Origin of the sequence: Pseudoalteromonas sp. S2755 (assembly GCF_005886535.1) — a bacterium.
Classification (GTDB): domain Bacteria; phylum Pseudomonadota; class Gammaproteobacteria; order Enterobacterales; family Alteromonadaceae; genus Pseudoalteromonas.
In genome coordinates, this window is sequence record NZ_PNDS01000036.1 from 1 (window position 1) to 14,825 (window position 14,825).

Genomic DNA, 14,825 nt, shown 5'->3' on the forward strand with positions numbered 1-14,825 from the left:
TAACGCAGTTAGCGTCAGATTGGCTCCTTCAAATTGAGCAAGTATTAAGACTAATTGGTATCAACCTTAAATGGCTCATAAGAAAGTAAACCTACCGTATAAAATATGCCCTATTTGCAGACGCCCCTTTTATTGGCGGAAAAAATGGCAAAGAGACTGGGAAAACGTTAAATACTGCTCAAAGCGCTGTGCTTCTGAACGCCACCCAAATATAGGGCATAACAATACTTAGTCTAGAATAAAGCTTTGTAATTTTTGCAAAATACAGAACAATTGACATTGATAATCACTCTCATCTGCAATATCATTTGTGCAAACTTAGATCACAGGGATTAATCATGCGCTCATTTAAATACAAATATCCAACCCTTATTGCCAGTGTTGCATTGGCGTTGTCTTGCTCCGCAATTGCACAAGAGCAAACCAAACAAAATAAAGACGACATTGAAATCATCGAAGTTAGTCCAAGAGGCCTGATTTCTTACGTTAGTGCTACTGCGTCAAAAACAGCGATTCCTATCGTCAAAACGCCAGTTTCAGTTTCGGTATTAACCGCACAACGTATTTCTGATTTAGGTGCAGAAACGCTACAAGACGCGATTGGATATGTTGCGGGCGTTTATAATGGGCCGTATGGTGTTGATACTCGAGGCGACTGGTCTAAAATTCGTGGCGTCGACCCCTTGCTCTATGTTGACGGCCTGCAAAAATTGTTTGGCAATTACAACAATACCCGTACTAACCCTTATGCACTTGAAAGCGTAGAGATCTTAAAAGGTCCTTCATCAGTACTTTACGGCCAAGGGTCTACAGGTGGTATCGTCAACGCAGTCTCAAAATTGCCAAAAGCAGACACTGAAGGTGAGATCTGGGCACAACTAGGCAACTACGACCGTAAGCAACTAGCACTTGATTACAACACCACATTTGGTGAGCAGCAAGAGTATCAAGCACGTGCTGTTGCCATGTATCGAGACAGCGGCACGCAGACCGATTATGTTGATGACAACACCCTGATGCTTGCACCAAGCTTTAGCTGGCTTGCTTCAGATGAAACTAAAATTACCTTACTTGCCAACCTTCAAAGAAATGAATCAGGCTCTTCAACGCAATTCTTCCCGCATGAAGGCACTATTCTACCTGCACAATATGGCCAAATTCCCAGTGAACGTTTCGTCAGCGAGCCTGGCTGGGATAAATATGATACTGAGCAACAAGCGATCACCGCTATCGTTGAGCACAGCTTTGATTTAGACACACATATTAAGTTCTCCGGTCGCTACAGCGATAGTTCATCCGAGTACCGTACCATTTATTCTTGGCCACCAAAATTTGAAGCCGACAAACGCACTGTTAAGCGTATCGCCAGCCTCACCGATTCAAGTGCACGTAGTGTGACGATGGATCTTCAATTCCATAAATATTTGGAACTAGATACGGTGAGATTAACTATGGTTTCGGGTGTTGATTACCAAGATGCGGATACGGATTCTGATCGCGGCCGCGGCGTTGCTGCACCACTAGACTTATATAACCCAGTCTATGGACAAAGCACTGAGTTACCAACAGCGGTTGTCGATAACCCAGAAAATACGCTAAATAACAAGCAGCTTGGTGCTTATGCGCAAGTTACTGCGGAAGTAAACAGCTGGGTACTCAATGCGGCACTTCGCTATGATGACGTTTCAAATCAGGTGCAAACGGTAGGTGCAATCAAAAATAGTCAGAATGCCACAACAGGTAGGATCGGTGTGCTTTACCAGTTTGAGAATGGCATAGCACCCTATGCTAGCTATTCTGAATCATTTAAGGCCGTATTTGGACAAAAACCACAAGGTGGCGCATATAAACCGCTTGAGGGCGAGCAAGTTGAACTTGGCTTGAAATATCAGCCAACGGGTACTGAACACCTTATCACTGCTTCTATATTTGAAATTAAAGACAAAAATCAAATACGAAAAGTTTCCCCTGAGTTTGAAGTACAAGACGGTGAAATTGCAGTAAAAGGATTAGAGCTTGAAGCCCAGCTTGAATGGCAGCACCTTGATATCTATGCCGCTTACTCTTATTTAGATACGAAACAAAACGTTTCTCCGCTATCGTCCACAGAACTCTATGCAGCACAAGACTTGGTTACATTAATCACAGATGATGCTCAGCTCTCAGCAACACCTAAACACTTAGCTTCAATTTGGGCGACGTACCGCGCGGACGAATGGCTTCCTGGACTTAAGTTTGGAGCCGGTATCAGACATGTGGGAGAAACCTACGATGGCAGTCGTACAGTTGAACTAAACGGTCAAACACTACATCAGCAATTAGTGACCGACAATTTTACGCTTATTGATATGATGATTGGCTATGACATTGAACAATATCAATTCAGTTTGCAAGTCGATAATGTCAGCGATAAAACGGTTATCACCAGCTGTCTGTACCGCGGAGACTGTTTTTACGGACAGCGCAGAACCATCAGCGCCAACGTAAAATACAAGTTTTAACGATTAAATTATAAGAACTAAATCGCCCTAGAACCGAGACCATTGGTAATAGGGCGATGGCTTAAAACTGATAGCTAAAAACTAACCTGCCATCAGCACGATCAACGTTATGTCTATCACTTTCACCATAACCTGCAACCAATTTAACCCGCCAACCTGGTTGATTGATACTGGTAAAATAGTAGCTATAACTTACACCGATACCATTTGTTGTTTCACTATCAAAGAGATCGATAAGCGGCTCGAAAATATCACATACAGTGCCCTCTTCTTTACATACTGGGCCTGCATCTCTCGCCCCTAATGCACCAAGCACCACACCTAATGCATGTTTGTTGTTTTCGGATACCGCTTTTTCATAACCTACAGAAAACCCATCATCTAAACCAATAAGGTAATTTCCATACCACCGACTATGACTATCTGCTTGTGGAAGAGAAAGTTCGATTTGACCAAAAAATGGATAGCCAGTACCAGCAGAAAAATCGACCGAATTGGCAACACTTGCGGTGCTAATTAGCAAAGCAGAAATACCAAAAGTGGTCTTTATCAACGAAGAGAACATTAAATTTTCCTTATATAACTTTCGCACAAAACTAGCAGTAATCGTTCCCAAATAGAATACGTTAAGTGTAAAGAAGTGTAACACCTATCACATCAACAAATTAGTGAGTTCTGCTATTAGCTCATCCACATCGGCGCGGCTCACTCCCATATGCGTCACAAATCGCATGCCTTGATACCCAGGAGTGATATTAATGCCCTTTGCCTTTAATTGCTTTGCTATCGCAAAAAGATCAATGCTAGCTTCCACTTCAGCGAAGATAATATTTGTTTGTACTACGTGCTTACATGGCTTGAACCCTGGCAGTTGCTCAAGTTTTTCAGCTAAATATTGCGCGTTTTGATGATCTTCCTCAAGACGCTCTACATTGTGTTGCAAAGCATAAAGACCAGCCGCCGCGAGCATGCCCGCCTGACGCATACCGCCACCAAGCATTTTTCTAAGCCTTCTCGCCTTTTCTATCAATGCTTTATCACCAAGCAATAACGAGCCAATCGGCGCGCCAAGCCCTTTAGATAAGCAGATGGTAAATGAATCAAAATGCTTTACGATTTCTGTGATATCAACCTTTAACGAGACTGCAGCGTTGTAGACCCTTGCACCGTCAAGGTGAAGCTTTAAGCCTCGCTCATCACACAGCGCTCTGGCTTGTGCGATATATTCTAGACTTAATACTTTACCACCAATGGTGTTTTCTAAACTAAGCAACTTAGTTTTCGCAAAATGAAAATCGTCAGGTTTAATCGCTTGCTTAATTCTTTCTAAGCAAATACTGCCATCGGCCTCGTTTTCCAATGGTTGCGGCTGAATAGAGCCAAGCACAGCGGCGCCACCCGCCTCAAATTTATAATTATGCGCCTGTTGGCCGCATAGATATTCATCCCCTCTTTCACAATGACTCATCAGTGCAAGCAGGTTTGCTTGCGTGCCTGAGCTGGTAAACAGCGCTGCCTCAAAACCATGACGCTCAGCCGCAAACTGTTCAAGTGCATTCACTGTCGGATCATCACCATAAACGTCGTCACCTAACGGCGCGTCAAACATGCTTTGTTTCATGGCGGGGGTCGGTTGCGTAACCGTATCAGATCTAAAATCCATCAATCTTATCCTTGTCAAAAGAGGAGCGCACAGCATAACTGAAAAACGCGCATTGAAGTATAAAACAAGATGAAAAAGGGAGTTGTTCACTCCCTTCAAGATCCGTTACTTTTGCAGTGTTTACTGCAACCCGGGCCAAGTGCCATTATCAATGGCTTTAGGATAACCCGCATCCACTTTGTCAAAAGTAATGCTATATCTTAGATAGCGACCGTCAGCTAAGAAGAAATAGGCACGCGTGTCGTTCCACTTTAATGCTGCACTTATCTTTGTCGCATAGGCACCAAGTCCCGGCCAAGTATTTTCGTTGATAGCTTTGGGATACCCACTGTCCACTCGGTCATCTCCCAAGTCATAGCGTAAGTATTGACCATCATTTAGGAAGAAGTACACCTTATCGGACGTCCAACGAAGGGTTGCGGTTATTTTATTTGCGTAGGCGGCAAGTCCCGGCCAAGTATTGTTATCAATTGTTTTTGGATAACCTGCTCGTACCTTATCGCTCTGTACGTCATAGCTCAGGTATTGACCATCCGATAGGAAGTAGTACACCGTATCACTGTCTTTATAAAAACTCGCACGAATTTGTTCTGCATAATCGCCAAGTCCCGGCCAGTTGCCATTGGTTACCGATACCGGATAACCATCATCCGTTTTATCAAGCACAGTATTGTAACGCCAGTAGCGCGCATCTTCAGAGAAAAAGTAGCTTTTAGTATTGTGCCACTGATGCGCCGCACTGAGTTTCAGCTCAGTAACTCGATAACCAACATGCACACCCTGTTGCTCAAAGCTATAGTTATTGATGCCAGATACGGGCTGCGGATCTTGCCACTGGGCAACACCCGCAGGCAAAGTTTCAATCAGTTGATTATTTCGATAAACACGTGTTTGCGCATTCGCACCATTTAGCCACGTAAATAGTTTATTGGCATAATTGAGTTTACGAATTCCTAAATCACCGTACATCGACGTGCTTTCAAAACCCGCTTGCACATTTGTTTCAATGCCCATGTAAGATAAAATCGTCGGTACAATCGCTGTTTGTGCTGGATAGCCATATAAACCAGAGAAGTCGGTATTAGCAGGATTAACATCTTTTGAGCTAAATTCTTTATTCAACACTTTGTTGGTGGCGATAAAGATGGTTTTTTCCGGCTCAGTTTGCTCACCATGATGACAACCAACAACCGGTGTACGGCCATGATCGGTCGTGACCATCACCAACCAGTTCTCACCGTTTTGCTCTCTTGCTTCAACCGCGTCGAGCAGTTTACCCAGTCGCTTGTCTGCATCTTCTACCGATTTATTGTAGGCAGAACCAAAGCATAAGCTGTGGCCCACAGCGTCCGGTTCATCTAAATGTAAAAAGACAAAATCTGGTGAGCCGCTGTTTAAGGTAGCCAGCGCTTTATTTAAATTATCATCATCGCTGCCTCCCTCCGATCTCCTGTCCATCAAGGCAACATCATCACTGAAGAATTGCGTATGAATAGGTCCCCAAGTGCTAAAACTTGAGATATCGGCGTTCGCATCATGTTCTGCGATGTAACGATAAAGGCTGGGATAGGCTTTGTTTGCTAGGCCTGAGTCGTTGCTCGGCACTTGATGCTTATTCACCCAAACCCCAGTTAAAATTGTCGCCCAACCTGGGCCACTTTTGGTTTTTTGCTGTGTTTGTGTTTTTGCGATCCCGCCAGTGTAAGCTTGAGTTAGATATAGGCGATCAAAGTTCGGTGTATTATTGGCACCAATTTTTTCGTATTGCAGGCCATCGATACCAATGAGTAATACTTTGTTTTCAAATGCATCTGCACTTGCGGTAAATGAAAGTGCAAGTAATGCACTGCTAAGCACGGGTAATTTCATTATCTTTCCTTTAAATGTGAATTTCTGGACTAGTCCAAGAAAGATAATAAATCCCAAACATGAAAAATCGTTTACAAAAAAATTACATGAAAAAATATTTTATCGCGGGTTTTGCTAACCTGCTCTTGCTTCCAAACTTTCGCTTAGCTGCTCCAAGCTCTTACCTTTGGTTTCTTCCACAAACAAAAATACCAGCGCAAACGAAAGCAATGAAAACAGGCTGTACAATAAAAAGGTGGTGCTTGCCCCTAAATATTCAAGCTCCCACGGAAACACCAATTGTACGGTAAAACTGGCGGCATTATTAATCACACCGACAACGGAAATCGCAACGGCTCGAATTGCATTTGGAAATATCTCCGAAAACATTACCCACATGACTGGCCCCAGCGACATCGCAAACGACGCAACAAAAAGAGAAATCCCAAGCAAAACCAGTTTTGCTGGCATATTAATGCTGTGTGCGAAAATCACTGACTTGTATTGCCGATACTCGTCTGCAGTTAAACGCTGCTTTATCGCGTCATTAAATGCAACGTCGGAGGTGAAAGTCTGGCCTAATATTGGCGCTAATGCATGCGCAGGAAAATCGGCTACTTCTGTCTTAATTTCAGCAATATGCGCTGTATTTAGCTGATAACTTGCTTGCTTAAAGCCCCAGCTACACAGCGCCATACTAAAGCAAATGCCCGTTAATCCAATAAGTAACAGCGGCCGCCGTCCGAGCTTATCTATGGTCAGTAGCGCAACGATGGTAAAAACCACATTGATCAGACCAATCCAAATCGCTTGCATGAATGCAGCATCAGTACCAATACCGCTTTGCTCAAAAATGGTCGGGGCATAAAAAAACACCACATTAATCCCGGTGACTTGCTGCGCGATGGCAAGCACAACCCCTACCATCAAAGGGACACGAAGTCGCTTACTAAACAAACTGCCCATTTTGCGCGCAAGCGACAAACTACTCAGTTGCAGTTTAGGTAACGCCGCTTGAATAGCATCAAGTTGCTGTTGTGCATTGTTGCTACCAAATAATCGCGTTAATGTGCGTTTAGCCTCTAGCTGCTGATCCTTCATCAATAACCACCGAGGGCTTCGTGGCAATAACAGTAACAACAAAATCCACGCCAGTGCTGGCAGCGCCTCAACACCAAGCATCCAACGCCATGTTTGAGTATCTATTTGCCAACCAGACACCCACATTGCTTCGCTATGACTGAGCTGAAGTAAGAAATAGTTAGTGAAATAGGAGATAAATAGGCCAACGACGATATTGAGCTGATTAACCGATACTAAACGCCCGCGCTGATCCGCTAAGCTGATCTCAGCAATATACATGGGCGCCACCATCAAAGAACAAAATGCCATTCCACCAATGAAACGCGCAATCACCAATGCTTCAAACGAAGTTGCGAAAGCCGAGCCAATCGCGGAGACAAAATACAAACACGCGGTCATCAGCAATGTTTGCTTACGGCCAATAGCGTCTGCCACCGGTCCTGCAATAAGTGTTGCGACCAACCCTCCTAAGGTAGGTGCACTCACGACTATCCCTTGCTGCCATGGGGTGAGCTGAAAGGCCTCACTGATAAAGCCAATTGCACCCGAAATCACCGACGCATCAAAGCCAAAAATAAACCCGCCTAACGACACAATTAAGGTGTACTTTAATGCATTGGATATCGACAGGCTGGTCATCGCTTATTACTCTGTTTTTACGGCGATAGAATCGCGCAAGATTAAGCTTGGTGGGTAGAGATTTTCGACATCGGGTTGGTGCTTCTCTTTATACACATGCTTAAGTACCCAACGCGCGGCCGCATTGCCCATTTTACGAATAGGGTTATCTATGGTGGTGAGTTTTGGGTAAAGGTATTTGGTAAATAACACATCGTCAAAGCCTACAACGGAAAGCGCTGATGGGACATCAAGTCCAGCTTCTCTGGCCGCAGTCATCGCACCTGATGCCATCTCATCGTTTGCGCAAACCAAGGCACTAAAGCGCTGCCCTGTTTGCATTAAATGATTAAATCCCGCGATGCCATCGGTTTCATGATAACCGCCTTCAAATGAGAGCTTAGGATCAAATGACACATGGTATTCAGCTAAGGCTTTTTGATGACCAGCCAAACGCGCTTTGGCGTCAAGCTTAAATAACGGTCCACTGATATACGCGATATCTCGATGTCCGCGCTGCAATAGCGCCTCAGTCGCTAAGTATCCACCCAGTTCGTTGTCAGTATAAAAACAGCGCTCTGCCAACTCTGGAATGTGGCGGTTCACTAGCACCAGTTCTACATCTCGTCCCGCAAGCTCAATGAGATATTCATCACTGACTGCTTCTGCATGCACAATTAAGGCATCGCAGCGCCTATCCAATAAAAACTCGATAGCTTGTTGTTCTTTTTCTTCATCACTGTGGCCCGCCGCAATAATGGCATGTTTGCCCGCCGTTCTCAGCGTGCTCTCTATGGTGCTCATCATGTCACCAAAAAAAGAGCCGTGTAGCTCTGATACCATAAGCCCCACACTGTTACTGCGGTTAGAAGCCAAAGATTGCGCGATAGCATTAGGTTTATAACCTAACTCTGACATTGCCGCGAGCACCTTTTCTTTGGTTTTTTCACTCACCTTTGCATTGCCATTCATCACCCGTGACACCGTGGCTAATGATACCCCTGCAGCTTTTGAGACTTCGTAAATCGTTGCCATATCTATTACTTTTATTCCATCAGTTGTATCTGCGCACTATACCAATTTTGGCTCAAAATGCGCATAGTTTTAGACACTTGATTTACGCGCTAGTAGCATCGTTTGGTAGGCTTTTGCACTCGCCTTTAAGGTTCGTTGCTGAGTATGATAATCAACGTACACAATGCCAAAGCGTTGCGTATACCCCTCAGCCCATTCGAAATTATCCATTAAACTCCATGCAAAGTAGCCACGAATATCAACGCCTTGCTCCATTGCTTGATTAACCGCGAGCAAATGAGATTGGAAGTAAACCAGCCTTTGCACGTCTAATACTTCGCCATTTTCCATTTTGTCGTCAAAGGCTGCACCATTTTCTGTGATATAAAGTGGTGGCAACTGGTACTCAGCATGTAACTCCCGAAGCAATGCACAAAATGAGTCTGGCACGACTTCCCAGCCCATTGTAGTGAGCGTTTCGGCACTAGGCTCAACTTGTTCATACCATCCATTACCATCAGATTGATAAATATTTCGGGTGTAATAGTTCACGCCAAGATAATCAATGGGGGCAGCAATAATCTCTAAATCTCCAGCTAGCATATCTGGTTGTACGTCCTTGGGGAGCTCGGCAAGTAAATCTGGGTACTGCCCTTCAAGAATTGGCTTGATATACCAGTGATTACAGTAATCATTCGCGATTTTTGCCGCCTCCACGTCACAATGCGCTGTAGACGCAGGATCCGCATTGGCAAAATTCAACACAACTCCATGGAGGCTATTTGGGCAATGCGCTCTTAGCACTTGCATCGCTAAACCATGAGCAAGAAGCAGATGATGAGCTGCTTGTCGTCCCGCCGCTTGGGAGCGCAAGCCCGGTGCATGAATACCTAATTCATACCCCAAATGTGCACTACAAAATGGTTCATTTAACGTGGTGTACGCATACACTTTATCGCCAAGCGCTTTACATATCACCTCGGTATACCTTGCAAACGCCACAGCCGTTTCTCGATTCAGCCACCCGCCCTTATCCTCAAGCGCTTGTGGTAAGTCCCAGTGATATAGCGTGACAAACACTTTTAAGCCTTTAGCAACCAACGCATCGACCAATTGTTGGTAAAATGAAAGTCCTGCATCGTTAACCGTGCCATCATCATTCATTACTCTTGGCCAAGAAATAGAAAGGCGATAGGCGTCAACCCCCAAACTGGTTATGAGTTCAACATCTTGCTGCCACCTAGATATATGCTCACAGGCAATATCGCCGTTACTACCATCCTTTATCGCGCCATCATGTTCACAAAACCTATCCCAAATTGACTCACAACGCCCACGCCGCTCACCTTCGATTTGAAATGACGAAGTCGCAACGCCGAAAATATAGTCTGCCTTCAACATGGCCGAGTGTGTTGGCAGGATAATTTTATTCATGGTTAATCGTTCCAAGTTATGTGTTCACGCCAAGGTACGAGCGTGTTGTGTTAGTCACAGTGCAAGGCAAAAACATTTTTTATTTGAATTCGTGTTCGCTTTCTGCAATCATCATTAAAAATGTAAGCGCTTTCATTTTATAAATGTAAGCGCTTTACCAAAAAAAATCAACTAGGAGTTTGTCGTGAGCGTACCGTCTCAACCACAGGTTTCAGCAGCAATCGCCACAGGCCATACTGGTCAGTACCGATTTGCTTTGGGGGCCCTCACCTCACTATTTTTTATGTGGGGTTTCATTACTTGCTTGAATGATATTTTAATTCCGTATCTCAAAGGCGCGTTTGAGCTTAATTACACTCAAGCGATGCTGATCCAATTTTGCTTTTTTAGCGCCTATTTTGTTGTTTCGGTGCCAGCTGGTAAATTGGTTGGAAAAATCGGCTATCAAAAAGGCATTGTAACTGGATTACTTACCGCAGGCATCGGCTGTGTGCTTTTTTACCCAGCGGCTGAAAGTGGTATCTACGGCGTGTTTTTATTCGCGCTATTTGTACTAGCGGCAGGGATCACAGTGCTACAAGTTGCTGCTAACCCTTTTGTTAGTGTACTTGGCTCTCCCGAAACCGCCCCTGCACGACTCACCATGACCCAAGCCTTTAACTCTCTCGGTACGACTGCCGCCCCATTTTTTGGCGCCATGCTCATCTTCAGTGAGGGAAGCACAGTTGAGGTGGGCAATGCCAGCGCAACCCAATTGCCTTACTTAATGTTAGCAGCCATGCTCGCGTCATTGGCTTTGATCTTTGCCTTTATCAAACTTCCCCAGCTAAGTAGTACTACCGAGGAAGTCACCACAGGCGAAATCAAGGCATGGCAGCATAAACATCTGGTGCTTGGTGCAATCGGCATTTTCGTTTATGTTGGAGCTGAAGTGGCAATTGGCTCAACGCTCGTTAGCTTCTTACATCAACCAGACATTGGCAACATGACCGAAGCCCAAGCCGCAAAGCTCATCGCATATTATTGGGGTGGAGCCATGGTCGGACGCTTTATTGGCGCGTTAGTCATGCAGAAAATATCGGGTCGAACCGTGCTTGCCTTTAATGCAGCCTGTGCATTTGCATTAGTACTTATCGCAGTATTTAGCAGCGGTCAGCTCGCCCTTTGGAGCATTTTGGCGGTCGGGCTTTGTAACTCCGTGATGTTCCCGACTATCTTTAGCTTATCGTTGAATGGGCTTGGAAAACAAACGGCACAAGGCTCTGGTATTCTCTGTCTTGCTATTGTTGGCGGTGCAGTTATCCCGCTATTTCAAGGGATGCTAGCAGACGGAATCAATCTGCAGCTATCATTCTTACTGCCAGCTTTATGCTATATCTACATCGCCTACTTTGGATTAAAAGGCGCAACTCCCCAGCGTTTCAAGAGTAATTAAGACATGAAAACGAAAATAACCATGCTAAGTCTTGCAATGGCTGTCGCAACCTTAACCGGATGTACCGAAAGTCCAAATAAAACCAGTGTTGCTACAGCTCGCCAAGTGGAAAACTGGCCAGCGCTGACGCCTGCGATTCAAACCGATAACAATCTAGAAGAAAGAATTCGGTCGATACTCGCTAAGATGACCCTAGAGCAAAAAGTTGCGCAGATGATCCAGCCTGAGATTCGAAATATTACCGTCGCAGAAATGCGAGAATACGGATTCGGCTCATATCTCAATGGTGGTGGCGCATTTCCTTACAACAACAAACATGCAACGCCTGCTGATTGGGTTAAACTTGCCGAAGCGCTTTACCAAGCATCGATTGACGATAGCCTAGATGGCAGCACTATTCCTACCATGTGGGGAACGGATGCGGTTCATGGCCACAATAACGTCATTGGCGCTACGCTATTTCCACATAACATTGGCCTTGGCGCGGCAAATAACCCAGATCTCATTGAGAAAATCGCCCAGATTACCGCAAAAGAAGTATTAGCCACCGGGATTGATTGGATATTTGCCCCCACGGTCGCAGTGGTACGTGATGATCGCTGGGGACGCACCTATGAAGGATACTCGGAGCATCCCGACATCGTAAAAGCGTATTCCAGCGCTATTGTTAAAGGCTTACAGGGCGACCCTAAAGCGGACTTTCTTGGTAAGAGCCGCGTGATCAGCACGGTAAAGCATTTTGTCGGCGATGGTGGCACAGTTGATGGTGACGACCAAGGCGACAACATCGCCTCTGAAAAAGCATTAATTGCACTTCACGCTCAAGGCTACGTAGGCGGACTTAAAGCCGGAGCACAATCGGTGATGGCGTCGTTTAACAGTTGGCATGGCGAAAAAGTACATGGCAGCCATTATTTGCTTACCCAAGTGCTCAAAGAGCGAATGAGTTTTGATGGTTTTGTGGTAAGCGATTGGAATGGTCACGGCCAAATAAAAGGCTGTACGAACGACAGCTGCGCAGAGGCCATTAATGCCGGCATTGATATTGTCATGGCCCCGAACGATTGGAAAGCCTTGTACAACAATACGCTAGCGCAAGCAAAAAGCGGCGCTATCGCGCAGTCTCGCATTGATGATGCAGTAAGTCGTATTTTAAGAGTTAAACTCCGTGCGGGACTTTTTGAAAAACCAAGTCCTGCAAATCGTCCATTGGCTGGCAACTCAGAAATCATTGGCGCAGAGTCGCACCGTAAAGTTGCGCGCCAAGCCGTACGTGAGTCACTGGTTTTACTCAAAAACAAAGATCAGCTATTACCACTTAAACCAAACCAACATATTTTGTTAGCAGGCGATGGTGCCGACAATATCGGCAAACAATCGGGCGGTTGGAGCATTACTTGGCAAGGTACCAACAACACCAATGCCGACTTCCCGGGCGGTACTTCTATTTATGATGGTATAAGGCAGCAAGCAGAGGCGGCTGGTGGCACCGTCACATTAAGTACTAGCGGTGATTTTGAAGATAAGCCTGACGTTGCCATTGTGGTATTTGGCGAAGACCCCTATGCAGAGGGCCACGGTGATAGAGCAACACTTGAATACAAGCCGTCTGATAAATCTGATCTCGCATTACTTAAACGCTTTAAACAAGCAGGAATTCCTACGGTGACGGTGTTTATCAGTGGCCGCCCAATGTGGGTAAACCCTGAACTCAACGCATCCGATGCATTTGTGGCGGCATGGTTACCGGGATCTGAAGGAATTGGGATCAGTGACGTATTACTGGCCGACAAAAACGGCCAAGTTAAGTATGATTTTACTGGCAAGCTTAGTTATTCTTGGCCAAAAACGCCGACACAAATCGTAAATTACCAAGATGAAAATTACGACCCGCTTTTACCTTATGGTTTTGGCTTACGTTATTCAGACCAAAATGTACTAGCAGATAATTTACCAGAGCAAATACAAACTCAAGCAAATCTCGCCAGCGGTGTAGACTTACTGGTAAGGTCAATCAATAAACCTTGGCAAGGCCATTTATACAGCAGTGCCGACAATCAACTGATAAATGCCAACACCCATACGCTCGGTGGTATTAGCTACCGCACAACGGACAGAGAAGTACAAGAAGATGCCATTCAGCTACTTTTTGACGGTAGTCGACGCAGCGGCTTTAGACTCGCCAGTGAAAGCTACTTTAGGGAAGACATAAGCCCAAGTATTCCAACCGACAGCGCCCTTACCCTTAAAGTACAAGTTGATGCTGCGCCAGATAAACCGGTTTGGGTAGCGATGAGCTGTGAAGGCGAAGCGGATGCAAACGGCTCATGCACCGCAAAAGTCGATATTGCTAAGCAACTTCAAGCGATGCCGTTGACCAAATGGCAATCACTAAGCATTGACCTCAATTGCTTTACAACCCAAGGGATGGACTTCACTAAAACCGTTGTCCCTTTCGAGCTTTCAACCGCTGGGATACTCGAGGTAACGCTGTCTGAGATACAGATCTCTTCAGAAGCATCACCGACACTAAGCTGCAACTAGTCCCCTTAACACGATGTGGGCACCAAGCTGTGTTCACATCGTTTTTTAGTGTCTAATGAGCCAACTTTAATGTGGACTAGAATTTAAGAGATCTAAGATAAGCCAATTGTCTGATGCGCTCGTTTATTCTTTTTACAGGACACAAACAAGCGATTTAAAAAGTCACACCAAGAACACACTTGCCCGCACCTGCTCAATTTAATACTCTACCTTATGAGCTAACACCAAGGAAGAGCCAGAATGTCAACTATAGCCGAACCAGTGATTAGTACCTATCCACCTGCTGCACAAGCAAAAATCAGGGCACTGCGTAGCCTCGTTATGCAGGTTGCCAGTGAGCAAAACTTTGGCGCGGTGATTGAGGCAATAAAATGGGGAGAGTTAAGCTTTAGTGTTAACTCAGGTAGCCCTTTCCGAATGGCTTGGAAAGCCAAAACACCTACCAACTATCATCTTTATTTTCACTGCCAAACGAAGCTAGTTGATACATTTAGAGTACTATTTTCCGACGAGCTACAATTTGAAGGAAACCGAGCGATTGTCCTTAAATTAGAAGAAGACATACCAACCGCACTACTTTACCGTTGTATCGCCATTGCAATGGACTATAAAAACCTCAAAAACTTACCTTTACTGGGACAATGACAACCAACCCTCGTAAACCTTGCCCTAAGCGAGAAACCCA

General features: G+C 45.1%; 11 protein-coding genes. 5 read left to right on the forward strand and 6 right to left on the reverse strand.

Going from position 1 to position 14,825, the window contains the following annotated elements; translation table 11 throughout:
• Nucleotides 1–70: 70 nt before the first annotated feature.
• Both CWC03_RS07455 and CWC03_RS07460 read left to right on the forward strand, forming a co-directional pair.
• Nucleotides 71–232, forward strand: a complete 162-nt coding sequence (locus CWC03_RS07455) for a DUF2256 domain-containing protein (RefSeq protein ID WP_138581222.1) — start codon at nucleotides 71–73, stop codon at nucleotides 230–232.
• Nucleotides 233–338: 106 nt separating this feature from the next.
• Nucleotides 339–2,501: a TonB-dependent siderophore receptor gene (locus CWC03_RS07460; RefSeq protein ID WP_138581223.1), complete on the forward strand. Its 2,163-nt coding sequence runs from the start codon at nucleotides 339–341 to the stop codon at nucleotides 2,499–2,501.
• 61 nt (nucleotides 2,502–2,562) lie between these two features.
• Here the strand turns inward: CWC03_RS07460 and CWC03_RS07465 are convergent, their stop codons facing one another.
• The 6 genes from CWC03_RS07465 to CWC03_RS07490 form a co-directional block, all read right to left on the reverse strand.
• Nucleotides 2,563–3,066 carry a hypothetical protein gene (locus CWC03_RS07465; protein ID WP_138581224.1) on the reverse strand — a complete coding sequence of 168 codons (504 nt, stop codon included), beginning with the start codon at nucleotides 3,064–3,066 and terminating at the stop codon, nucleotides 2,563–2,565.
• Between the two features lie 87 nt (nucleotides 3,067–3,153).
• Nucleotides 3,154–4,164, reverse strand: coding sequence for a low-specificity L-threonine aldolase (gene ltaE, locus CWC03_RS07470; protein ID WP_138581225.1), 1,011 nt, complete (start codon nucleotides 4,162–4,164; stop codon nucleotides 3,154–3,156).
• 120 nt (nucleotides 4,165–4,284) lie between these two features.
• A complete protein-coding gene (locus tag CWC03_RS07475) occupies nucleotides 4,285–6,033 on the reverse strand; it encodes a hemopexin repeat-containing protein (protein ID WP_138581226.1) in 1,749 nt (582 codons plus the stop codon).
• A gap of 114 nt (nucleotides 6,034–6,147) precedes the next feature.
• Entirely contained in the window at nucleotides 6,148–7,734 is a 1,587-nt protein-coding gene (locus CWC03_RS07480) for a sugar porter family MFS transporter (protein ID WP_138581227.1), read from the reverse strand.
• 6 nt (nucleotides 7,735–7,740) lie between these two features.
• The gene (locus CWC03_RS07485) at nucleotides 7,741–8,748 is read right to left on the reverse strand and encodes a LacI family DNA-binding transcriptional regulator (RefSeq protein WP_138581228.1); all 1,008 of its coding nucleotides are present in this window, start codon (nucleotides 8,746–8,748) and stop codon (nucleotides 7,741–7,743) included.
• 69 nt (nucleotides 8,749–8,817) lie between these two features.
• Nucleotides 8,818–10,161 (reverse strand): GH1 family beta-glucosidase, encoded by a 1,344-nt coding sequence (locus tag CWC03_RS07490; RefSeq protein WP_138581229.1) that lies wholly within the window; start codon nucleotides 10,159–10,161, stop codon nucleotides 8,818–8,820.
• A gap of 184 nt (nucleotides 10,162–10,345) precedes the next feature.
• On the opposite strand from CWC03_RS07490, the gene CWC03_RS07495 reads away from it, so the two are divergent.
• From CWC03_RS07495 to CWC03_RS07505, 3 genes are all read left to right on the forward strand, one after another.
• Nucleotides 10,346–11,596, forward strand: a complete 1,251-nt coding sequence (locus CWC03_RS07495; RefSeq protein ID WP_138581230.1) for a sugar MFS transporter — start codon at nucleotides 10,346–10,348, stop codon at nucleotides 11,594–11,596.
• 3 nt (nucleotides 11,597–11,599) lie between these two features.
• A complete protein-coding gene (locus CWC03_RS07500; RefSeq protein ID WP_138581231.1) occupies nucleotides 11,600–14,140 on the forward strand; it encodes a glycoside hydrolase family 3 protein in 2,541 nt (846 codons plus the stop codon).
• A gap of 240 nt (nucleotides 14,141–14,380) precedes the next feature.
• Nucleotides 14,381–14,785 carry a DUF1801 domain-containing protein gene (locus CWC03_RS07505; protein WP_138581232.1) on the forward strand — a complete coding sequence of 135 codons (405 nt, stop codon included), beginning with the start codon at nucleotides 14,381–14,383 and terminating at the stop codon, nucleotides 14,783–14,785.
• Nucleotides 14,786–14,825: the final 40 nt, after the last annotated feature.

Bases quoted from the DNA above. Each gene is read 5' to 3' on its own strand.
- CWC03_RS07455 (WP_138581222.1), top strand. From the start codon at position 71: ATGGCTCATAAGAAAGTAAACCTACCGTATAAAATATGCCCTATTTGC.
- CWC03_RS07460 (WP_138581223.1), top strand. From the start codon at position 339: ATGCGCTCATTTAAATACAAATATCCAACCCTTATTGCCAGTGTTGCA.
- CWC03_RS07465 (WP_138581224.1), bottom strand. From the start codon at position 3,066: ATGTTCTCTTCGTTGATAAAGACCACTTTTGGTATTTCTGCTTTGCTA.
- ltaE (WP_138581225.1), bottom strand. From the start codon at position 4,164: ATGGATTTTAGATCTGATACGGTTACGCAACCGACCCCCGCCATGAAA.
- CWC03_RS07475 (WP_138581226.1), bottom strand. From the start codon at position 6,033: ATGAAATTACCCGTGCTTAGCAGTGCATTACTTGCACTTTCATTTACC.
- CWC03_RS07480 (WP_138581227.1), bottom strand. From the start codon at position 7,734: ATGACCAGCCTGTCGATATCCAATGCATTAAAGTACACCTTAATTGTG.
- CWC03_RS07485 (WP_138581228.1), bottom strand. From the start codon at position 8,748: ATGGCAACGATTTACGAAGTCTCAAAAGCTGCAGGGGTATCATTAGCC.
- CWC03_RS07490 (WP_138581229.1), bottom strand. From the start codon at position 10,161: ATGAATAAAATTATCCTGCCAACACACTCGGCCATGTTGAAGGCAGAC.
- CWC03_RS07500 (WP_138581231.1), top strand. From the start codon at position 11,600: ATGAAAACGAAAATAACCATGCTAAGTCTTGCAATGGCTGTCGCAACC.
- CWC03_RS07505 (WP_138581232.1), top strand. From the start codon at position 14,381: ATGTCAACTATAGCCGAACCAGTGATTAGTACCTATCCACCTGCTGCA.